The organism is Streptomyces sp. JLYT201, assembly GCF_059448825.1.
The window spans coordinates 6,099,177-6,120,481 of record NZ_CM182551.1 but is presented as its reverse complement, the minus strand read 5'-3'; the positions used below and the strand labels follow the sequence as shown (position 1 = coordinate 6,120,481).

Genomic DNA, 21,305 nt, shown 5'->3' with positions numbered 1-21,305 from the left:
GAGGGAGCCGCCGCATGCAGCGAACGTCCGTGCCGAGACCTGGACCGGCACGCCGCCGTCACCACCCGTTCCATTCGTTCCACTCGTTCCACCCGTACCTCACGGACGGGGCGCTCGCCGCCCTCGTCCTGTTCGCCACGTCCCTGCAGTTCCTCTTCCCCCACGAGGGCGACGACCGGCTCTCGCCGATCGGCTTCCTGCTGGGCGCGGGCACCGCGGTGCCGCTGGCGTGGCGGCGGCGCGCGCCGATGCTCAGCGTCTATCTGGTGAGCGTGTTCACGCCCGCGATGGCCGTCTACCGGGCCCCGCCGCCGGACGTCGCCTACGGCGGCCTGGTCGCCCTCTACACCCTCGCCGTCGTCGGCAAGCCCGTGCAGCGGCGCGTCGTGCTCGCCACCTGGCTGATCGGCGCGACGGCCACGATGACGTTCCGGGAGCGGGCCGAGCCCTTCGAGTACGCCTTCCACCTGCTGAGCTTCGTCAGCGCGTACGGCTTCGGCGTGCTGGCCCGGGTGCAGCGCGCCTACACCGCGGCCCTGGAGGACCGGGCGCTGCGCCTGGAGCGGGAGCGGGCCGGCGAGACCGCGCGGGCCGTCGCCCGTGAACGGGCCCGGATCGCCCGGGACATGCACGACGTGGTGGCGCACGCCGTGAGCGTCATGGTGGTGCAGGCCGAGGCGGGTCCGGTGGTGGTGCGGGCCGATCCGGGGCGCGCGGAGCGGGCGTTCGAGGCGATCGGCGCGGCCGGGCGGGACGCGATGGAGCAGCTGCGCCGGATACTCGGGGTGCTGCGGGAGGCGGACGGCGACGGCTCCCCGGACGGCGGCCGGGGGCCCCAGCCCGCCCTCGCGGCGCTGCCCGCGCTGCTGGCCCGCGTCGAACAGGCCGGTGTCACCGTGCGGTTGAAGGAGTCCGGCGAGACGCGCCCGCTGGCCGCCGACGTCGACGTGGCCGCCTACCGCCTGGCCCAGGAGGCCCTGACCAACGTGCTGAAACACGCGGGAGCGAGCCTGGTGACCGTGGAAGTCGCCTGGTCACCCGAGGAATTGGCGCTGACGGTGACGGACGACGGCACGGGGGCCGCGCGGGGCACCGGCGGGGGCTACGGCCTGGTCGGCATCCGCGAGCGCGCCGCCGCCTGTGGCGGCCGGGTCGACGTGGGACCCGCCGCAGGAGGCGGATTCCGTGTCGCGGCGCGGCTGCCCACGGCATCCTTGGCGCATGAGCATCCGCGTGGTGGTGGCCGACGACCAGGAGCTGGTGCGCAGCGGCTTCGCGATGATCCTTGACGCGCAGCCCGGCATCGAGGTGGTGGCCGAGGCGGGCGACGGCGCCGAGGCCATCGACGCCGTGCGCCGCCTGGCGCCGGACGTGCTGCTCCTGGACGTCCGCATGCCCGGCGTCGACGGCATCGAGGCCGCCCGCGTGGTGTGCGCGGAGTCCGGCTGCCGGGTGGTGATGCTGACGACCTTCGACATCGACGAGTACGTGTACGACGCCCTGTACGCGGGCGCGAGCGGGTTCCTGCTCAAGGACGTGCGCAGGGACGACCTGGTGCACGCGGTGCGCGTCGTCGCCGCCGGGGACTCGCTGCTCGCCCCGTCCGTGACCCGCCGTCTGGTCGCGGACTTCGTGCGCCGCGGCCGCCCCGGCGAGGCGGCGGCGCCGTCCCCCTCGTCCGCCGCGGGCCCCTCCCATCACCTCGGGGTGCTCACCGCCCGCGAGGAGGAGACGCTGCGGCTGCTCGCCCGCGGCCTGTCGAACGCGGAGATAGCGGCGGAGTTCGTGGTCAGCGAGCACACCGTGAAGACCCACGTCAGCAACGTCCTGTCGAAGCTGGCGCTGCGGGACCGCGTCCAGGCGGTGATCTGCGCGTACGAGCACGGGCTCGTGGTGCCCGGGGACCAGGGCCCCTGAGCGGTCCTCCCCCGCCGGAGGGAGCGCGGCCCGCGCCCTCCCCCGCGCGACCCAGGGACCGCGTCCCCGAAGACCGCTCCCCACGGCGATCCGGCGGATGCCGGCGCCGGGCGAAGGTATGGCCGAGAACAGTCTTCGCCCCGGCCCCTGGGGCCAGTTAGGAGCGGTCATGCTCGCCAAGCTGTCCCGGACGGCCACCCGGCATCCGGTCTTGGTGCTGTTGGTGTGGTTTCTGCTGCTCGCCGTCGGATTCGGCTTCGGTACGCGGGTCTTCGGCGACCTCAACTCGTCCGTGGAGGACGTGCCCGGCAGCGAGTCCGCGGTCACGAGCGAGGTGCTCGGGCCGCTCACGCCGGGCGGGGAGTCCTTCACGGCGTCCGTCACGGGCGGCGCGGACGGCTCGGTGCGCGCCCCGGAGGTGCGGACCGCGGTGGCCGACGCGCTCGCCGACCTGCGCGGCCTGCCGGGCGTCGACCGCGTCCTCGACCCGTACACCGCCAAGGGCCTCGTCGCCGAGGACGGGAAGGTGCTCCTGATCCCCGTCACGCTGGAGGGCGACCTCTCCGACCGCGAGGAGATCCACGCGGTGAACGACGCCGCCGACCGGCTGCGGGAGATCGCCGGGGCGGCCGACGACCGCGTCGACGTGGCGGTCAGCGGCGACCCGCTGCTCGGCGACCAGATGGGCGGGCGGGCCCAGGAGGACGTGGCGCGCGCCGAGTTGATCACCCTGCCCGCGGTGCTGCTCGCCCTGCTGCTGATCTTCGGCGGGCTGCGGGCGGCCGGGCTGCCGCTGCTCGTGGCGGTGAGCGGGGTGGCCGGGGCGTTCCTGACGCTGTTCGCGTTCAGCCAGGTCACGGACATCTCCGTGTACGCGGTGCAGGTGGTGTCGATGCTGGGCCTCGGCCTCGCGGTGGACTACGCGCTCCTCATGGTGGTGCGGTTCCGCGAGGAACGGGGGCGTGAGCCGGATGTCGTACGCGCCGTGCACGCGACGGTCGCGCACGCCGGACGGACCGTGCTGTTCTCCGGTCTGACGGTGGCCGTGTGCCTGTCGGGCCTGGTGTGGTTCCCCAGCCCGTTCCTGCGGAGCATGGGCCTCGCGGCGGGCGCGGTCGTCGTGGTCGACATGCTGGCGGCCCTGACGCTGCTGCCCGCGCTGCTCGCCCTGTTCGGCGGCAAGCTGACGCCCAAGCGCGCGAAGGCCCGGCTGCGGAAGCGGCCGGCGGAGCCCGGCGCGCTCTTCGCCCGGCTCGCCCGCTTCTCGGCCCGGCGTCCCTACGCCGTCCTGGTCACCGTGGTCGCCGGGCTCGCCGTGCTCGCGATGCCCGTCCTCGGCCTGCGCATCGAGATCGGCGACGCCCGCCAGCTGCCGCACGACACCGAGGCCCGACAGCTCTACGACGCCGTGCACGAGCACTTCCCCGCGGGCACCGACGTGAACACCGTCGACGTCATGATCCGGCCCGGCGCCGACCCCGCCTACGCACGGGAGATCCGCGCTCTGCCCGGCGTCACCCGGTCGGCCAGCGAGCGCCTGCCAGGCGGTTCGACGCTGGTGCGGCTCACCCCGACCGGCTCGGCGGACGGGCCGGACGCCACCGCCCTGGTCGAGCGGGTGCGCGACCTGCGCGACGGCGAGCCGGCCCGGGTGACCGGCACCGCGGCCCGGCTCGTGGACTTCCGGGCGATGCTCGCCGACCGGGCGCCCTGGGCCGTGCTCACCGTGCTCGGGGGGCTGTTCGCGCTGCTCTTCGCCTTCACCGGCTCGCTGCTCAGCCCGCTGCGGACGCTGCTGACCACGCTCCTGAGCCTGGGGGCCGCGCTCGGCGTGGTGACCTGGGTGTTCCAGGACGGGCACGGGGCCTCGCTGCTCGGCGGCGAGGGGCTCGGCGCGCTCAGCCTGACCGCGCCGCCGCTGATCATCGCGATCGCGTTCGGGCTCGCCATGGACTACGAGCTGTTCATCCTGTCGCGGATGCGGGAGTCCTGGGAGGCGACCGGGGACGCGCACGAGGCGGTCGTCGAGGGGCTGCGCCGCTCGGGCCGCGTGGTGACCTGTGCCGCGCTGCTGCTCGCCATCGTCTTCGGCGGCTTCATGACGGGCGGCTTCTCACCGATCCTGCAGATCGGCCTGGGCCTGACGCTCGCGGTCCTGATCGACGCCACGATCGTACGGATGCTCCTCGTGCCCGCCGCGATGACGCTGCTCGGCGACCGGGCGTGGTGGGCCCCGCCGTTCCTGCGGCGGCTGCACCAGCGGTACGGGCTCAAGGAGGCCCCGGCCGAGGTCAGGACCGAGCACGAGGCGGCCGCGCCCGCTCCTCAGGAGAGCACGATGACGTCCATGACGACGGCGACGGCGAGCCCGCAGCCGAGGAGGTAGCTGCCGAGCCTGGTGCGGCCGCGGCGGCTCAGTTCGACGACGACTCCGCACAGGATGAGCAGCAGCCCGTACACACCTACGACCAGAACGGACGCTCTGTCCAGCAGGCGCACAGCGAGCAGCACCGCCGCCACCGCCATCCCCGCGGTGGCGGCGGCGACGCGCAGTCGCCGTGCCTGGCGCGGGGTGCGGGCCCCACGCTCCGCGGGCTCTTGCTCCGACATGCTCATGCCCGGGATCGTAGTCAGGACCTGAGGTACGCGAGGACGGCGAGCACGCGCCGGTGCGTGCCGTCGGTGACGGGCAGGTCGAGCTTGCCGAGGATGTTGCCGATGTGTTTGCCCACGGCGGCCTCGGTGACGACGAGTTCGGCGGCGATCGCGGCGTTGGACCGGCCCTCCGCGACCAGCGCGAGCACCTCGCGCTCGCGCGGCGTGAGCCGCTCCAGCGGGTCGCGCCTGCGCCGCAGCAACTGCCGTACGACTTCGGGGTCCACGACCGTGCCGCCGTCGGCGACCCGGGTGAAGGCGTCCACGAACTGCTCGACCTGGCCGACCCGGTCCTTGAGCAGATAGCCGACGCCGCCGCCGTCGCCGGTGTCCAGCAACTCGGCGGCGTACGACCGCTGCACGTACTGGCTGAGCACGAGGACCGGCAGGTCAGGCCGCTCGGCGCGCAGGGCGAGCGCGGCGCGCAGCCCCTCGTCCTGGAAGCCGGGCGGCATCCGCACGTCGGTGACGACGACGTCAGGGCCGTGCTCGGCGACGGCCCGGCGCAGCGCGTCCGCGTCGCCGACCGCGGCGGCCACCTCGTGCCCGAAGCGGGTGAGTACCCCGACGAGGCCCTCGCGCAGCAGCACGCTGTCCTCGGCGAGGACTACGCGGCGGGCGCGGGCGGCATCGGGTCGCACGGTATCTCCAGGGACAGGACGGTCGGCCCGCCGGGCGGACTGGTGACGGTCAGTGTGCCATCGAGGACGGCGATGCGGTCGGCGAGGCCGGTCAGGCCGGTGCCCCGCGCGGGGTCGGCGCCGCCGCGCCCGTCGTCGCGCACCCGCAGCCGCAGGGCGCCGCCCGTGTGCCGGGCGTGCACCTCGGCCCGTGCGGCGCCGCTGTGCCGGGCGACGTTGGCGAGGGCCTCGCGGACCGCGAAGTACGCGGCGGACTCCACGGGTTCGGGCAGCCGGGGCAGGTCCGCGTCGGTGTCGACGGGCACGGGCGAGCGGTCGGCGGCGTCCTCCACGGCGGCCGCTAGGCCGTAGTCCGCGAGGACGCGCGGATGGATGCCCCGGATCAGCTCGCGCAGTTCGGCCAGGGCCCGGTCGGCCTCCTGGTGGGCCGCGGCGAGCCGGACCGCCAGCGGGCTGCCCGGCTCGGCGTCGAGGCGGGCGAGGCCGAGGCCCATGCTCAGGGCGACGAGCCGCTGCTGCGCCCCGTCGTGCAGGTCCCGCTCCACCCGGCGGCGCTCGGCCTCGAAGGCGGCGACGAGCCGGGCCCTGGACCGGGTGACCTCGGCGAGCCGCGCCTCGGTCTCGGCCTCGCGCGGGGCGAGCAGGAGCCGGGCGACGGCGGCGCGGGCGGTGGCGTACGCGCCGAGCGGGTACGCCAGGGCGGCGAGCAGCGCCAGGCCGAGCAGGGCGGTGCCGCAGGCCGCCGGGTAGGACGCGACGAACCACAGCTTCGCGGGCCGGACGCCGCCGCCCCCGGGGCCGCCCGCGAGCGCGAGGTGGGCGGGCGCGGCGGCCAGGGCGAGGGGCAGCCCCAGCGTGCAGGCGGCGACGGCCAGGTCGAGGGGCCACAGCACGCACGCCATCAGGACGGCGTACGCCAACTCCCGCCAGGTCGCCTGCTCCCGCACCCGCAGCCGCAGCCAGGCCGCGAGGCCCGGAGCCTCGGGGACGCGGTGCGGGCTGGCAAGGGGTCCCGGCCGCACGAGCCGGGCGCGGCGGCGCTCCAGGGCCGCCACGGGCACGCCCGCGAGCGCGAGGAGCGCGAGCAGGGGGATGCCCACCACGGCGAGGCTGGCGGCCAGGCCGAGGGCGAGGCCGGTGACCAGGGCGACGAGGAGGGGCGCTCCCAGCGCGGCCCCCGACAGCACGTAGGCCGCGCCCCGCAACGTGTGCTTCACGCGGTCACGCTAGCCGGGCGCCTCAGGGCACTTCGATCTCCGGGTCGGACTCCCACGGCACGTCGGCGGCCGGGTCGTCGTCGACGCTCACGCCGGGCCCCCAGCCGAAGTCCTCGGAGAAGGCGTGCGCGCCGGTGGCGAAGGAGAGGCAGAAGACGGCGAACAGGCCGAGGAAGCAGAGCGTGGCGACCGTGGCCACCGTGTTCGCGACCGGGCGCGGTGCGTGGGCGGTCGCCCGCTCGGGCCGGTCCGGGGTGTAGTACACGGTCACGATGTCGCCTTGGACGACCGTCGCCGGGCCGTTCTCCTCCTCGAAGCGGACCGTGCGGCCGTCGCGAGTGACGAACTCGTAGACGTGGTGGAGGGTCGTGGACACGTGGTCGCGGTGCCCGGAGGTCGTGGTGTAGGTGCGCAGACAGCGCGCCTCGGCGGTCAGGCCGCTGCCCCAGGCGCGCCGCACCTGGGCCGAGCGCCTGGCGATCGCCACCGCCATGGCGATGGCTCCGCCCGCCATGACCAGCGGTATCAGTGAGAAGAACAGGCCCATGAGGATCCCCCGATAAGTCCCGCGCACGCCGTCGTGGTCACGTACGGCGTGCGCAGAACCTACCCGTGGGGGGTGGCGGAGATCCTCAGGAGAACCTCTGAACCAGGTGCTCGCGGTCTCAGAAGTTCACGTCGGAGCAGGCGTAGAACGCGTTGCCCGTGTCCGCGATCGTCCAGACGGCGAGGATCACGTGGTGGCCGCTGCGGCCGCCCGGGATCGTGCCGCTGTGCGACAGGGTCGCGGGCGGCTGCTGGCTGTTGTAGGGGACGGTGAGGAACGGCTGGGTGTCGAGCGCCGCCCTGGTCAGGGGCTGGCTCTCGTTCCAGCCCTGCTTGGTGATGTAGTACCGGAAGTCCGTGGTGCGGTGGCGCGCGGTGAACTGCCAGCGGAAGCTGTAGCTCTGGCCGCCGGACACCTTCGTCGTGGGCCACGCGTTGCCGTTCGGCTGCGTCGCCTTGTTGAGCGAGCTGAAGCCGGCGAGTCCGGCGGAACAGAGCTTTCCGTCGGCGGGGCCGCCCGCCGGGAAGCCCTTGGGGCCCTCGACGCTCTGCGGTTCGTACTGTATTGAACCGCAGCCCGTCACCACGCCCTTGGCGCAGTTGATCTGACGGCTTGCGGGCAGGTCGGTGTAGCCATGGCTGCTGGCGCCGCCGGTCGAGAGCACGAACGCTCCGACCGTCGCCATCCCGAGCATGGCGGCGGACATCTTCTTTCGCATGCTGCGCTCCTGAACAACGTGGGGGTAGTTCTGTGAGCCGTGCGCGCTGACGGTCGTGCTGAGCTGCCGTGTGACGGATGGTCCGGTGCCACGCGGGGTGCGAGTCGCATGGTCTGGACCTACGGGGATGTGCGGTCTAGACCAAGTCTCAGATTATTGCGGTTAGTTGAACATGTCCATACCAACCGTGGAGGTGATCCGGTCGCAGCGTCCCCGCGATTCCTCCACAAGTTCACGGACGGGGCCGCCCCCGCCTGCGTCCACGCCCGCGCCGCCGACGGGCTGCGATCACCCGTCAACTGCCGTGCCACCAGCGGGTTCCGGCACACTTCGGCAAGTACGCCGACGGTGCTGTCGCCGATCAGCGTTCGCCGTGCCCCGTGTAGAACGCCACCGTCAGATCCTTCACCAGCGCCTTGCGCTCGTAGTCGTCGAGCTCGACCAGGCCGCGCGCGGTCAGACGCGTCACCGTGTCCTCGACGGAGTCCACCACCGACGTCAGCACGCTGTCGCGGTGCCGCGCGTCGAGCGCGGCGATCCGGCGCCGGTGCATCGCCTCGGCCACCTCCGGCGCGTACTCGATCCGCGTCGGCTGTACGGAGAAGACCTCGATCCCCACCGGCTCCGCCTGCGCGGCGAGGGCCCGGGTCAGGGCCTCCCCCACGGCCTCCGCGTCGCGCAGCGTCGGACCGCCGTCGGCCGCGCCCCGCGCCCCGTCGTGGAAGGCGTCGGCGGGCAGCCGCGACAGGACGCGCGCGGCGGTCGCCTCCACGCACTCGCGCAGGTACTCCTGGTGGTCCGCGACGGCGAGCGCGGCCCGCGCGGTGTCCCTGACCCGCCACACCACGAGGACCACCACCCGCAGCGCCACCCCGGAGCGGTCCACGGCGGCCATCGGCTCGCTGCGCCAGTGCCGAAGGCGCACGTCCACACGGCGGCGCAGCAGCAGCGGGTTCACCCACAGCAGGCCGGTCCGCCGCACGCTGCCCCGGTACCGGCCGAACAGGGTCAGGACCCACGCCCCGCCGACCCGGCCGCGCGCGAGCCCGCCGAACCCGAACAGGGCGAGCGCCCCGGCCCCGGCGAGCACCGCCCACTGCGCGGCCCCGATCCCCTGCGCCCCCGCCCGGCCCGGCGCCCCGGGCAGGACCCGGGGCAGCACCCCGGCCCACCACAGCGCGAGCACGCATCCGGCCGCCCCCACGCCACCGGCGAGCACCCCGGCCGCGCCGGGCAGCACCCGGGCGCGCCGCTCGGCGAGCTCCGGGTCGGCCCCGGGCACCGGCGGCGGGAGCTGCACGGACGGCCGCGCCGCCTCCGCCCGGGCCGCCGCCTCCGCCCGGGCCGCGGGCTCCACGCGGGGGCGCGCCGCGCCGCCGCGCACCACGGCGGAGGGCAGTGCCACCCCCACCGGATCCCGCGGATCGTCGCGGAACAGCAGGTGGACGGGGATCTCCGTGGTGGCCTCGCTGTGGATGAGGCGGGACGGGCGGCCCGCGGCCCCCGCCGCGCCGCCGCGCCCCCGGCCTTCGTCCGACTCCGGGGACCGCTCTGTCGTCGTGCTCATCTCTGCCTCCGTCGCCTCCGCCATGGGTTCCCCGCCGCGCGCGGGCCCCTCACCGGAACAGCCGCCGCCAGGTCTCGGGGCCCGGGATCCCGTCGGCCGCGCCGCCCCGCCAGCCCTGCGCCCGCTGGAAGGCCTCGACCGCCCTGCGGTCCGCCTCGCCCCAGCGCGGCCCGGGCCCGACCGCGTAGTGCTTGCCGAAGCCCCTGCGCACGAGCTGCCGCCCGAGCAGCTCGACGTACGCGTTGCTCTGCCCGGGCCGGAAGTGGGCCTTGCCCGGGAAGACGGGGACAGCGGACGCGGCGGGGACGCCGGGGGCGCCCGGGGTGCCCTGCCCGCCCCCCGCGCCACGGCCGCCCGGAATGTCCCGGCCCTTGCCCGTGACCAGGTACGACCACGTCAGCGGCCCCGGGATGCCGTCCGCGTCCCGGCCCGTCCAGCCCTGTGCCAGCTGGAACGCCCGGGTCGCCCTGCGGTCGGCGTCGCCCCAGCGGGGCCCCGGCCCGGACCGGTAGAAGGGGGCGCCGCCCCGGGCGACCAGGAGCCGCCCGAGCCGGGTGACGTATGCGTTGTGCGCGCCGGGCCCGAAGGAACGCGCCCCGGGATAGCGCGCGGACACCGCCGGGGCGGCACCCCCGGGCCCCGGCGCCCGCAGGCCCTTGTACCGGTAGGCCCGGTAGCGGTTCGCGTCCTTCCAGTACGCGTAGGGCGTGGCCTTCTTCCGGGTGTACGGCCGCGCCTGCTCATAGGCGAGATAGGAGGTGCGCGTGGAGTCCGTCCAGCCGCCGAAAATCGTCACGTGCGAGCCCCTCTCCGGGTTCGCCGGATTGTGGAACAGGAGAATGTCCCCCGGCGCGAGGGCGGCCTTCGAGATGCGCGTCCCGTGCTGGTCGAGCGTGCCCGTCCATTCGTTTCCGCCGAGGTCCCAGGCCATCGAGACAAAGCCCGAGCAGTCCTGCCGGTAGCCGTCCGTCCAGAAACTCCGCAGGTTGTACGGGACCCGCGCGTCCACCCACTGCCCGGCCCTGGCGATGATCTCGGCCCGGGTGGTGGTGCGCAGCCGGGCGCCGTGCGCGCTCGTCCCGTGCAGCGGGCTCTGCCTGCCCTGCGGGGTGCCGGGGTCGTCCCCCTTCGGCGCCGCCGCACCCGCTCCCACCTGCGGAAACGACTCCTGGGCCGGGGCCGCGGCCGCGGGCAGCGCCTGGCCGGGGCCGAGCACGGAGCCCGCCGCCGCCGCGAGGACCAGGGCCCGCCGGGCGCCGTGCGCACCCGGGTGGCCGCCGCGCCCCGGCGGCAGCGCGTGCATTCCGGCGCGCCGCCAGTACACACAGCCCGGGCAGTCGCAGTCACTCGCGGGCCTGAATTCCTCGAATGCCGGAGCGGCCTCCATGCGATTCCCCTCACATCCGCCGGGGTGTCCGGGGAAGGCCCCCGGCCAGGATTGTCCGCGCATCTGCATATCCGTCAGTTTTCCAACTGTCCGGGGATATCGCATGTTGACGGTCCGAATGATGGAGGGGGCACGGGAAAGACTCCCGGGGGTGCTCCCCGCCCTGACGCCGGGAAGCACCCCCGGGAGCCCTGATGGTCAAGAGCACCCCTGAACGTCCGGTAGAGTTATCTCCGTCAGCAGGCGCCGCTAGCTCAGTTGGTTAGAGCAGCTGACTCTTAATCAGCGGGTCCGGGGTTCGAGTCCCTGGCGGCGCACGATGACGATGGCGAGGCATGTTCGCGGAAAGCGCGAACCGGCCTCGCCATCTCTGTTTTCCGCACGGCTCCGCCGCGCCCTGCGGGGGCTTCGCCACCCGCACCCCCGGAGCAGCGAAAGCCCCCCGTCACCGACGGGGGGCTTTCGTCGTTCTGCCGCTACGGTTGCGCCATGGCGCGGGACATCCAGGAGCGGATCAAGAAACTCATCATCGACCAGCGGCTGCCCTCCGGCTCCGTGCTGCCGACCGAGCCGGAGCTGATGGAGCGCCTCGGCGTCAGCCGGAACTCGGTGCGCGAGGCGCTCAAGGCGCTCCAGGCCATGGGCATCGTCGAGGTCCGGCACGGCTTCGGCACCTACGTCGGGCCGATGTCGATGGCCCCGATGATCGAGGGCCTCACCTTCCGCACCGTCGCCGGGCACTACCGCGGCGAGGACAGCCTGCTCCAGCTCCTGGAGCTGCGCGAGGCCGTCGAGACCGGGCTGATCGCACGCCTCGCGGGCTCCCTGCCGCCCGCCGACCTGGCCGAGCTCGACGCGCTCGTGGACCGCATGGACGCCGAGGCCGCCGGGCCCGACGGCGAGGTCCGCGCCGAGACCGACCGGGCCTTCCACGCCACGCTCTACCGCTGCCTCGGCAACCGGCTCCTCGGCGAGGTCCTGGAGGCGTTCTGGGACGCCTTCCACAAGGTCCGCACCGACCTCGTCGACGTGCCGAGGGACCCGAAGATCACCTGCCGCCAGCACCGCGAGATCCTCGACGCGGTCCGCTCCTCCGACGTCCTGCGCGCGGAACGGGCCATACGCGAACACTTCGGCAACATTCGCACCCGCTTGAGTGCGCCCGCCTCAACAGTGGCCCCCAGCCCCACATATGACCGGTAAACTCCTTGCTTTCACTCTTGCGATCACGCAAGGGCGCATAGAACCCTGACGGAAGGCACACCGGAGCCTCGGCTCTCACGGGGCGTGCGGCGCGGGGCAGTTGGGGACTCGGACGCCGCCCGTGCGACGAGAGTCCTCATGAACACCGGGACAGGGGGTCCCCGCGTTCATGAACGGATGCCAAGGGGGGCATCATGCAACCGGAAGGTCACGTTTCGCTGTCTTGGGCGAGGGGTGGCCTCCCACTTGATGCGCTCGCACAGGTCGAGGGGGACCGCCGCGGGCGAAAGGACCGACGACCACGCGGAGAGCCGCGTGCGGGGGGATGACTCATGACGTCGACGCCACCGGGCGAGCGGCAGGGCGACCCGTCCCAGACCACCCAGCTGCGCGTGCTCTCGCACCGGACGGGCGGCCTGCGACGCATCAAGAAGTCACTGCCGCGCTACGACTACGAGCACTACAGCCGCCTCGCGGGACCCCTCACCCAGCCGGACCCGGCCAAGCCGTACAAGGTCCAGTACCGCTCCCTGCTCTCCCAGGAGCCGCACCGGATACGCGCGGCCCTCATGCTCGGCGCGGCGCCGCTGCTCTCCCTCGTCCTGCTCGCCTGGCTGCTCCAGCCCGAGCACTGGACGGAGCGCGACTACCCCGCGTATGACTTCCTGCCCGTGCTCGACGTCGTCATGCTCGTCTCGATCGGCCTGATCGAGTTCTTCCGCTGCATGAACGTCCTGTCCAACGCGCACGCCACGCTCGTCGCCCGCGACCCGATCCCCGTCGTGCCCGAGACCGGCACCCGCGTCGCCTTCCTCACCTCGTTCGTGCCCGGCAAGGAGCCGATCGAGATGGTCACCAAGACCCTCGAAGCGGCGGTGAGATTGCGCCACCGCGGCCTCCTGCACGTGTGGCTGCTCGACGAGGGCGACGACCCCGAGGTCAAGGCCGTCTGCGCGCGCCTGGGCGTGCACCACTTCTCCCGCAAGGGCGTCGCGAAGTGGAACCAGGCCAAGGGCCCGCACCGCGCCAAGACCAAGCACGGCAACTACAACGCCTGGCTGGACGCGCACGGCGACGCCTACGACTACTTCGCCTCCGTGGACACCGACCACGTCCCGATGCCCAACTACCTGGAGCGGATGCTCGGCTTCTTCCGCGACCCGGACGTCGGCTTCGTCATCGGCCCGCAGGTCTACGGCAACTACGACACGTTCGTCACCAAGGCCGCCGAGTCCCAGCAGTTCCTCTTCCACGCCCTCATCCAGCGCGCGGGCAACGCCTACGGTTCGCCGATGTTCGTCGGCACCTCCAACGCGGTGCGGATCAAGGCCCTCAAGCAGATCGGCGGCCTGTACGACTCGATCACCGAGGACATGGCGACGGGCTTCGAGATCCACCGCCACAAGAACCCGGTGACGGGGAAGAAGTGGAAGTCCGTCTACACCCCGGACGTGCTCGCCGTCGGCGAGGGCCCCAACGCCTGGACGGACTTCTTCACCCAGCAGCTCCGCTGGTCGCGCGGCACGTACGAGACGATCCTCAAGCAGTTCTGGAAGGCGCCCTTCTCGCTGCCGCCGGGCCGTCTCTTCAACTACACGATGATGGTCATCTTCTACCCGATGTCCGCCCTGAACTGGATCCTCGCGGCCCTGAGCTGCGCCCTGTTCCTCGGCCTCGGCGCCTCCGGCGTCAACATCGACCCGACCATCTGGCTCATGCTGTACGGCAACGCGTCCGCGCTCCAGATCGGCCTGTACATCTGGAACCGCCGCCACAACGTCTCGCCGCACGAGCCCGAGGGCTCCGGCGGCGTCGCGGGCATGGTGATGTCGGCCCTGTCGGCCCCGATCTACGCGCGCTCCCTCATGGACGCCGCGCTGCGCCGCAAGAGCAGCTTCGTGGTCACGCCCAAGGGCGACTCGGCGAGCCCGGACACGCTGTTCGGCACGTTCCGGATCCACCTGTTCTTCATCCTGGTCTTCGGCGGTTCCATCGCGGCGGCGTACGTGTACGACCACGCGCACCCGGCGATGATCATCTGGGCCACCTTCGCCCTGCTCGTCACCGCCGCGCCGATCTTCGCCTGGCGGCACGGCCTGCGGCAGGAGCGGAAGAGGCCGCCGGTGCCCGCGGCGGGCGGCGGCCCCCAGGGGCCCGAGCAGCAGACCCTGCCCGCCCGGCAGTTCGCACCGCACAGCGCGCCCCCGCACGCGCACCCGGCCCGGCACGCGCCGCAGCAGAAGCCCAGCTGGGCCGCGAACCCCCCGGCCGGTCCGAATGACGACACCATGCACATCGCCCTCGGGAGCCACGACACATGAGAGACCCCTCCAGCCGCCGGCGCGCCCGCCGGATAGCGATAGGCACCGCGGTGGTGCTGGCGCTGGCCGGTATGAACGGCCCCTGGCTGTGGCGCGTGGGCTCCGAGAAGTACCACAACTACAAGATCAACAAGCCGGAGTACAAGGCGGCGAACGGCCACTGGAAGGTCGTCGAGTTCCCCGAGGAGTACCGGCAGAACACGATCCACGCGTCGCTCCTGCACACCGGCAAGATCCTGATGGTGGCGGGCTCGGGCAACAACCAGAAGAACTTCGACGAGAAGAAGTTCGACACCCGGCTCTGGGACCCCGAGAAGAACACCATCAAGAAGATCCCGACGCCCACGGACCTGTTCTGCACCGGCCACACCCAGCTCGCCGACGGCAAGCTGCTCATCGCGGGCGGCACCAAGCGGTACGAGAAGCTCAAGGGTGACGTCACCAAGGCCGGCGGCCTGATGATCGTGCACAACGAGAACCCGGACCGGCCGATCACGCTGCCCGCGGGCACCAGGTTCACCGGCAAGAAGAACGGCAAGACCTTCGTGTCGAAGGACCCCGTCGTCGTCGAGCGCGCGAAGAAGGTCTTCGACAAGCAGACCGGCGCGTTCCTGCGCAACGACCCGGGCCTCGGCCGCATCTACGTGGAGGCGCAGGCGAGCGGCGCCAAGTACGAGACCGGCACGCAGGACAACTACCGCGTGCAGGGCCTGAGCGGCGCCGACGCCCGCAACACGTACGGGATCGCGCAGAAGCTCGCCCTCGACAAGAAGGACTTCCAGGGCATCAAGGACACCTTCGAGTTCGACCCGGTCGCCGAGAAGTACATCAAGGTCGACCCGATGAACGAGGCCCGCTGGTACCCCACGCTGACCACGCTCACCGACGGCAAGGTGCTCTCCCTCTCCGGCCTCGACGAGATCGGCCAGCTCGTGCCGGGCAAGAACGAGGTGTACGACCCCAAGACCAAGAAGTGGACGTACACCAAGAAGATCCGCCAGTTCCCGACCTACCCGGCGATCTTCCAGCTGGCCAACGGCAAGCTCTTCTACTCCGGCTCGAACGCGGGCTACGGCCCCGCCGACGTCGGCCGCGTCCCGGGCGTCTGGGACCTGGAGAGCAACTCCTTCAAGAAGATCCCGGGCATGAGCGACCCGGACCTCCTGGAGACCTCCAACACGGTCGAGCTGCCGCCCGCGCAGGACCAGCGCTACATGGTCGTCGGCGGCGGTGGCGTCGGCGAGTCCACCGAGGCCTCCAAGAAGACCCGCATCGTCGACCTGAAGAAGCGCGACCCGCGCTTCGTGGACGGGCCCGAGCTCGGCAAGGGCACCCGCTATCCGCAGGCGTCGATCCTGCCCGACGACTCCGTCCTGGTCTCCGGCGGCTCCGAGGACTACCGCGGCCGCGGCGCCTCCAACATCCACGAGGCCCGCCTCTACGACCCGCGCAAGAACACCTTCGACCAGGTCGCCGACCCGCTCGTGGGCCGCAACTACCACTCGGGCTCGATCCTGCTGCCCGACGGCCGCGTGATGTTCTTCGGCTCGGACTCGCTGTACGACGACAAGGCGAACACGAAGCCGGGGACGTTCGAGCAGCGGGTGGAGATCTACACGCCGCCGTACCTGTACCACGGCGACCGGCCCGCGCTCGGTGCGGGCCCCAAGACCCTGAAGCGGGGCGCATCCGGCACGTTCCCCACGAAGGACGCCTCCTCCGTCAAGGCTGCCCGGCTGATCCGCCCCTCGGCCACCACCCACGTCACGGACATCGACCAGACGTCGATCGCCCTCGGCCTGAAGAAGTCCAAGGGCGAGATCACGGTCACCGTGCCGAAGAACCGCGGTCTGGTGGAGTCGGGCTGGTACATGCTCTTCGTGACGAATGCCAAGGGCATCCCCAGCAAGGCCCAGTGGGTGCACGTTCCCTAAGGCCCCGTAAGGGGCGCGGGGAACTGCGCGAGCAACCAGTGAAAAGCCGCAGTCGCGTCTGCTCGGTAACTCGGCAGACGCGACTGCGGCTTTCCCTCGGCTGAGCGCGCAGTTCCCCGCGCCCCTAAGGGGCGTTCTTGGCGAGCCCGAGTGCGTACTCGGGCCACCACTGCCCGGCCTGCGGGCCGCCGCGACAGGTGCCGTCCGACTCGCCGGGCCGCTTGACCCAGAGGTAGGCGTCGACCTTCGGGTCACCGGTCTTGGTCGTGGGAGCCTCCCCCAGGGCCCGCCCCGGGGGGTTGCACCAGGGGTCCTTGCCCTTGCCCGTGTAGGGCCCGCGCCCATTGCGGCTGGTGTCGATGACGAACGGCTTGTCACCGACCTTGGCGGAAAGGGTCTTGCCGTAGGCCACGCTCGCCTCGGTGGTCTGGAAGTTGGAGACGTTCACCGCGAAGCCGTCGGCCTGCTCGACGCCGGAGCGCTTCAGCGGCTCGTACAGACCGTCCGGATGCGACCAGCCCGCGTTGCCCGCGTCCAGGTAGACCTTGGTGTTCTTCAGGGACTTCAGCTTGGCGATGGCGCCCTTGAGGAGGTCGTAGCGCTCCTCGTGGAACTGCTCGGGCGTGCACTTGTCGACCATGTGCAGCACCGCGTCCGGCTCCAGGACGACCGTGGCGGCGCGGTCGCCGATGCCCTTGGCCACGCCGTCGATCCACGCCCGGTACGCGTTGCCGTCGGCGGCGCCGCCCTTGGAGAACTGGCCGCAGTCGCGGTGCGGGATGTTGTAGAGGACCAGGAGCGCGTCGCGGTCGGCCTTCTCGGCCGCCTCGGTGAAGCCGCGCGCCTCGTCCTCGGGCTTCTCCGGGCCGATCCACTCGCCGACGGGCTGTTCGGCGATCTTCCGGATGAGCGCCGCCTCGTCCTTGTCTCCGTCCTTCTCGTACGTGGCGACCTGCCGCGCGGCGTTCCCGTCGGGGTTGACCCAGAACGGGTCGGTGTCCTTGGGCTGTTGCTTCACCGGACGGGTCGCCTCGTCGCCGTCCCCGTCGCCGTCGGACGAGCACCCCGCGAGCAGCAGCGCGGCCCCCGTGAGCACCACCGCGGCCGGCACCCCCCTGGCCGCGAGACCCCGCCCGCGACCTGTGTTCTTGCGGTACATCCAGTCCCCCTCGGGTGCACGGTCCGGTGCCCAATCCTGACATAACTACGCGCCCCTCACGAGGCCGGGAGAGCCCGCCCGAGCACCTGTAGGAGAGCTGTTACAGCCCCTCGTAGCGGGGTAGGCGACCCGGTTGGGGGGAGGCGAAGAGGAGAGGCCATGCAGGCCATGCCCGACCCCGTCCCGGAGCTCAGACTGGCGCGCGCCCTCGTCGAGACCGTGGTCACGGTCGCCGACGACTTCGACGCGGACCGCCATCTGCGCCGCGTCAGCCAGCTCTGCGCGGAGCTCCTGGACGCGCTCGCCGCGGGCGTGCTGTACACGAACGCCGAGGGCGCGGTGCGGATCGCCGCGAGCCACCGCGGTGAGGCCCTCGCCCGCGGCCTCCTTGAGGCCCAGCACCTGGGCGGCCCCTGCATCGACTGCTTCGGCACCGGCAAGCCGGTGGGGCCCGTCCGGCTCGCGTCGCGGGAGGCGGTGGCCCGCTGGCCGGAGTTCTCGGCCCGGGCCCGCGTCCAGGGCGTCGGGCTCGCGTTCGCGGTGGCGCTGCGGGCCCGGGGGCACGTCTTCGGCGTGCTCAGCGTCTTCGCGGCGGAGGGGTGGCCGCTCGGCGTGCCCGGTGCGCCGGAGGCCGGAGGGAGCCTGGCTTCGGCGCCCCAAGAGGACGGACAGGGCAGCGCGTTGGGGCTCGCGCAGGCGCTCGCCGACGCCGCGGCCGCCGGTCTGCACAACCAGCGCGCCTACGCCGAGTACCGCGATCTCTCCCGGCAGCTCCAGTCGGCGCTCAGCAGCCGCATCCGGATCGAGCAGGCCAAGGGGATACTGGCCGAGCGCTGGCGGACCGGGCCCGACGTCGCCTTCGGCGCGATGCGGCGGTACGCGCGCAGGGAGCGCCTCATCATGGACACGGTCGCCGGGATGGTGATCCAGGGGGACCTCGACGACACGAGCCTGCGGGACGGCCTCGCGCCGCCCCCGTAGCCGGTTCCGGCCCGGCCTCCGTCCCGTGCCACCTGCGGCGTTCGTCAAGCCGTGGCAAAAGGTGAGTTGGCGTCAAACTCCCCTAGGCCGGGACCGGCTTCCGCTCTAAAGTCGTGGTGACGGCCCAAGCCCCCGGCCGGAATGGAGCGATCCGAGTGCGGCGCGACGCCTTGCGTCCGTGCGCTCCAGGGCGTTCCGCACACCTCACGACCGCTGGACCATCCGCAAGCCTCCCGCGCCGACGCCGGGTTCCTCCCGCAGCTCGAGCGCGCGCGGTGGAGGACCGGCCCGGTCGGCGACTCCGGGGGGAGCGGGTCGTTGACCGGGCCAGGTCGTGCCCGCTCCGGGGCGCACGCCGCCCGCGCGCGGTCCCTTCGGGGGCGCGGTGACTGGTTGACAGTGTCCATGACCACCTGCGACTCTCCCGGCGACAAGTCCATACATCGAGGCGACGGTTGCCAGGAACCCGGTGCGACTCCGGGACGGTCCCGCCACTGTGACCCCGCGACACGTGGGGAAGTCAGGAACTGAACCCGTCGTCCTCCTGCCGTGGGGCGTGGAAACCCCAGTAAGGAGAACCACGGTATGTCCGCTTCCGCTGCGCACACCGCACCACAGTCCGACACCGCCGCGATACAGTCCGCGACCATCGAGACCCGCGACTGGCTGATCGCCGCGGGCGCCGTGATCCTCGCGCTCATCACGCTGTACGCCGTCTTCATGGACAACGGCTCGCTGATCTCGGCGACCGGCGACTACCTCCACGAGTTCGCGCACGACGGCAGGCACCTCTTCGGTGCCCCCTGCCACTGATCGGGGCCGCTCGCACCATGACCGCGTCCCCAGAGACTCCCCCATCCCCGAACTCCCTCACCGCTCCCCGCAGTCCGGCCCGCTCCGTCGCCTCCCCGGCGGCCTCCTCCCCCGTCCTCGCGCTGCTCGGCCGCGGTCTCGCGGCCGGGAGCCTGGGCGGGCTGGCCGCCGGGCTCTTCTCGCTGCTGCTCGCCGAACCGCTGATGGACCGGGCGATCCGCGCCGAGGAGGCCCGCTCGCAGGCGCACGAGCAGCATGACCCCGGTGCCGCCGTGCAGCACCACGAGGAGCTGTTCTCCCGCTCCACGCAGCACGCCGGCCTGGTCATCGCCCTGGTGGTGGCGGGCCTCGCGATCGGCGTGCTCTTCGCCGTCGCGTACGCGCTCGTGCACCGGCGCGATCCGCGTTCCCACCCCTGGCCGCGCGCGCTCGCCTTCTGCGCGGCCGCGTTCTGCGCGATCTCTCTCTTCCCCGCCCTGCGCTATCCGGCGATGCCGCCGGGCGTCGGGGACTCCGGCACGGTGGGCGACCGGCAGGCGATGTGGGTCGCGGCCGTCGTGATCAGCGTGCTCGGCATGTTCCTGGTCTGGCAGGTGTACGTGCGCCTGGCCGCCCGGGCCCTGCCGGTGCGGCAGCTCGCGGCGGCGGGCACGGCGGCCGCCGTCCTCGCGCTGCTGTGGGCGCTGCCGGACAACCCGGACCCGACGCCCGTGAGCCCCACGCTCCTGTGGGACTTCCGCATGCTGTCGCTCGCGTCGCACGTGCTGATGTGGGTGGTCTTCGCCGCCGTGTTCGGCGGCATCGGCCTGCGGGCCCTGCGCCCCGGAGCCGGGGCGGAGGCGGCTTAGGCCCTGTGGAAGTGTGGTGCGGTTCGGCATCGCCCCGAAGGGGCGCGGGGAACTGCGCGACCAGCCGCGACGGGCCCGCAGGCGATCGACGGCCCGTCGCGGCAATTCCAGCGAATCGCTCAGGGGCTCACCCCAGTGAGGTACGCGGAGACCACCACGTTCGCCGAGTACGTGCGGCTCGCGCGGTCGAAGGTGCCGCCGCAGGTGATCAGGCGCAGCTCGGCCCGGCCCTTTCGGCGGGGGCCGTAGGCCGTCTTCGCGTCGAAGTCGTCGCGGCCGATGACCTGGACGTCGTCCACCGTGAACTCGGCGACCGCCCCGTCGTCCCGCACCACCCGCACCTTCTCGCCGGGGCGCACGGCGCTGAGGTGGTAGAAGACGGCGGGCCTGCTCTCCGTGTCCACGTGTCCGACGAGGAGCGCGGCCCCGGCGGCCCCCGGCCGCACCCCGCCGCTGTACCAGCCGACGACGCCCGGCTGCTCGTAGGGCGGCGGGTCGATCGCGCCCGCCGCGTCCAGGCCGCGCGCCACCACCGGGGCCCGGACGCCGAGCGAGGGGACGTCCACGCGCTGCGGCCGCGCGTCCGCCAGCGGCTCGTGCGGTCCCGGCAGTTCGAGGCCGGGGGGCCGTCCGACGGCGGCGACGTCGCCGGTGGTCGGGTCGGAGAGGCCGCCGCGCACATCGGTGATCTCGTTGCCCCACAGCCACAGGGCCACGAGCAGCACGGCCCACGCCACGCCCAGGACGAGACGGCTCGTGCCGTGCGGGGCGTCGGCGCCTTCGGGCTCGGGCCCGGACATGGTCAGTCGGAGCGGCGCCGGCGGACGCTGCGCAGGGCCACGGCGACGGCGGCGGCCCCCGCGAGCACCAGGCCGACGACGGCGTGCCGCGTGCCGGGCCCGGCCTCCTCGGCGACCGCGGCCACGGGCTGAAGATCGGCGGTGCCGCCGCCACCGGCCCGCACGGGCGCCTGCGGGGTGGCCCCGGCGCCGCCGACCCGGACGGTGCCGACGCCTTGGTGGGGGTGCCCGTCGCAGGTCACGGTGATCTCGTACGTGCCCGAGATCCCGGCCCTGATCCGGGTGGAGCCGGTGAGGGACTTCCCGTCGCCGCCGGTCAGCGCGGCGTCCTTCGCGAACGCCCCGGACCCGGCGGCGCCGGTCGTCCCCCGGCACCCCGAGACCCGCACCTCGACCTGCCCGCCCGGCTCCGCGCCCGCGGGGGTGACCTGGGCCCTGACCTGGTCCTGCGCGTGCGCGGCTGCCGGTGAGGGCACCGCAGCCAGGGCGCCCGCGAGGACGAGCCCTCCCGCGCCACGCACGGCGAGCGAACATATACGCATCGTGAACCTCCTGTACCAGCAGGCTCACGCGCGCGGCGCCCTACCGCATCCTCAG

The 21,305-nt window shown here is 73.1% G+C and carries 19 protein-coding genes, 1 tRNA gene and 1 riboswitch; of the genes, 10 read left to right on the top strand and 10 right to left on the bottom strand.

Annotation, left to right across the window (positions count from 1 at the left end; all coding sequences use genetic code 11):
* The first annotated feature begins 14 nt into the window (after window positions 1-14).
* The 3 genes from AC5WAM_RS25670 (at window position 15) to AC5WAM_RS25660 (ending at window position 4,303) form a co-directional block, all read left to right on the top strand.
* Window positions 15-1,289: a sensor histidine kinase gene (locus AC5WAM_RS25670; RefSeq protein ID WP_495518928.1), complete on the top strand. Its 1,275-nt coding sequence runs from the start codon at window positions 15-17 to the stop codon at window positions 1,287-1,289.
* Window positions 1,222-1,917, top strand: a complete 696-nt coding sequence (locus AC5WAM_RS25665) for a response regulator (RefSeq protein ID WP_366792749.1) — start codon at window positions 1,222-1,224, stop codon at window positions 1,915-1,917. Before AC5WAM_RS25670 ends, AC5WAM_RS25665 begins: the two co-directional genes overlap by 68 nt.
* Before the next feature lie 169 nt (window positions 1,918-2,086).
* Window positions 2,087-4,303, top strand: coding sequence for an MMPL family transporter (locus AC5WAM_RS25660; protein WP_495518927.1), 2,217 nt, complete (start codon window positions 2,087-2,089; stop codon window positions 4,301-4,303).
* Here the strand turns inward: AC5WAM_RS25660 and AC5WAM_RS25655 are convergent.
* From AC5WAM_RS25655 to AC5WAM_RS25625, 7 genes are all read right to left on the bottom strand, one after another.
* On the bottom strand, window positions 4,243-4,533 hold the full coding sequence (locus AC5WAM_RS25655) for a hypothetical protein (protein WP_138959895.1): 291 nt from the start codon (window positions 4,531-4,533) through the stop codon (window positions 4,243-4,245). The genes AC5WAM_RS25660 and AC5WAM_RS25655 overlap by 61 nt on opposite strands.
* 14 nt (window positions 4,534-4,547) lie before the next feature.
* Complete coding sequence (locus AC5WAM_RS25650; protein WP_366794678.1) at window positions 4,548-5,213, bottom strand: response regulator; 666 nt, start codon at window positions 5,211-5,213, stop codon at window positions 4,548-4,550.
* Entirely contained in the window at window positions 5,180-6,430 is a 1,251-nt protein-coding gene (locus AC5WAM_RS25645) for a sensor histidine kinase (RefSeq protein WP_495518926.1), read from the bottom strand. The genes AC5WAM_RS25650 and AC5WAM_RS25645 overlap by 34 nt, the downstream gene beginning before the upstream one ends.
* 22 nt (window positions 6,431-6,452) lie before the next feature.
* Window positions 6,453-7,004 carry a DUF3592 domain-containing protein gene (locus AC5WAM_RS25640; protein ID WP_309248601.1) on the bottom strand — a complete coding sequence of 184 codons (552 nt, stop codon included), beginning with the start codon at window positions 7,002-7,004 and terminating at the stop codon, window positions 6,453-6,455.
* A gap of 91 nt (window positions 7,005-7,095) precedes the next feature.
* Complete coding sequence (locus AC5WAM_RS25635; protein WP_366794680.1) at window positions 7,096-7,695, bottom strand: lytic polysaccharide monooxygenase auxiliary activity family 9 protein; 600 nt, start codon at window positions 7,693-7,695, stop codon at window positions 7,096-7,098.
* A gap of 361 nt (window positions 7,696-8,056) precedes the next feature.
* The gene (locus tag AC5WAM_RS25630) at window positions 8,057-9,262 is read right to left on the bottom strand and encodes an SPFH domain-containing protein (RefSeq protein WP_366794681.1); all 1,206 of its coding nucleotides are present in this window, start codon (window positions 9,260-9,262) and stop codon (window positions 8,057-8,059) included.
* Window positions 9,263-9,311: 49 nt separating this feature from the next.
* Window positions 9,312-10,649 carry a peptidoglycan-binding protein gene (locus AC5WAM_RS25625; protein ID WP_495518925.1) on the bottom strand — a complete coding sequence of 446 codons (1,338 nt, stop codon included), beginning with the start codon at window positions 10,647-10,649 and terminating at the stop codon, window positions 9,312-9,314.
* A gap of 243 nt (window positions 10,650-10,892) precedes the next feature.
* Here AC5WAM_RS25625 and AC5WAM_RS25620 point away from each other — a divergent pair.
* The 4 genes from AC5WAM_RS25620 to glxA all read left to right on the top strand — a co-directional run bounded on the left by AC5WAM_RS25620 (window position 10,893) and on the right by glxA (window position 16,107).
* A tRNA-Lys gene (locus AC5WAM_RS25620) sits at window positions 10,893-10,966 on the top strand.
* 172 nt (window positions 10,967-11,138) lie between these two features.
* The gene (locus AC5WAM_RS25615) at window positions 11,139-11,852 is read left to right on the top strand and encodes a FadR/GntR family transcriptional regulator (RefSeq protein WP_366794683.1); all 714 of its coding nucleotides are present in this window, start codon (window positions 11,139-11,141) and stop codon (window positions 11,850-11,852) included.
* 332 nt (window positions 11,853-12,184) lie between these two features.
* Window positions 12,185-14,173, top strand: a complete 1,989-nt coding sequence (locus AC5WAM_RS25610) for a glycosyltransferase family 2 protein (protein ID WP_366794684.1) — start codon at window positions 12,185-12,187, stop codon at window positions 14,171-14,173.
* Window positions 14,170-16,107, top strand: a complete 1,938-nt coding sequence (glxA, locus tag AC5WAM_RS25605; protein ID WP_495518924.1) for a radical copper oxidase GlxA — start codon at window positions 14,170-14,172, stop codon at window positions 16,105-16,107. The genes AC5WAM_RS25610 and glxA overlap by 4 nt, the downstream gene beginning before the upstream one ends.
* Before the next feature lie 124 nt (window positions 16,108-16,231).
* Here glxA and AC5WAM_RS25600 read toward each other — a convergent pair whose 3' ends face one another.
* A complete protein-coding gene (locus tag AC5WAM_RS25600) occupies window positions 16,232-17,266 on the bottom strand; it encodes a glycoside hydrolase family 6 protein (RefSeq protein ID WP_495518923.1) in 1,035 nt (344 codons plus the stop codon).
* A gap of 159 nt (window positions 17,267-17,425) precedes the next feature.
* Here AC5WAM_RS25600 and AC5WAM_RS25595 point away from each other — a divergent pair, with 159 nt between their 5' ends.
* From AC5WAM_RS25595 to AC5WAM_RS25585, 3 genes are all read left to right on the top strand, one after another.
* Window positions 17,426-18,247, top strand: a complete 822-nt coding sequence (locus AC5WAM_RS25595; RefSeq protein WP_495518922.1) for an ANTAR domain-containing protein — start codon at window positions 17,426-17,428, stop codon at window positions 18,245-18,247.
* A 459-nt stretch (window positions 18,248-18,706) separates the two neighbouring features.
* Window positions 18,707-18,777: riboswitch (cobalamin riboswitch) on the top strand.
* A gap of 55 nt (window positions 18,778-18,832) precedes the next feature.
* Window positions 18,833-19,060, top strand: coding sequence for a CbtB domain-containing protein (locus AC5WAM_RS25590; protein ID WP_366794688.1), 228 nt, complete (start codon window positions 18,833-18,835; stop codon window positions 19,058-19,060).
* A 17-nt stretch (window positions 19,061-19,077) separates the two neighbouring features.
* On the top strand, window positions 19,078-19,908 hold the full coding sequence (locus tag AC5WAM_RS25585; RefSeq protein ID WP_495518921.1) for a CbtA family protein: 831 nt from the start codon (window positions 19,078-19,080) through the stop codon (window positions 19,906-19,908).
* A 119-nt stretch (window positions 19,909-20,027) separates the two neighbouring features.
* Here AC5WAM_RS25585 and AC5WAM_RS25580 read toward each other — a convergent pair whose 3' ends face one another.
* Both AC5WAM_RS25580 and AC5WAM_RS25575 read right to left on the bottom strand, forming a co-directional pair.
* Window positions 20,028-20,708, bottom strand: coding sequence for a class F sortase (locus AC5WAM_RS25580; RefSeq protein ID WP_495518920.1), 681 nt, complete (start codon window positions 20,706-20,708; stop codon window positions 20,028-20,030).
* A gap of 2 nt (window positions 20,709-20,710) precedes the next feature.
* Complete coding sequence (locus tag AC5WAM_RS25575) at window positions 20,711-21,250, bottom strand: hypothetical protein (protein ID WP_366794691.1); 540 nt, start codon at window positions 21,248-21,250, stop codon at window positions 20,711-20,713.
* Between the last annotated feature and the right edge of the window lie 55 nt (window positions 21,251-21,305).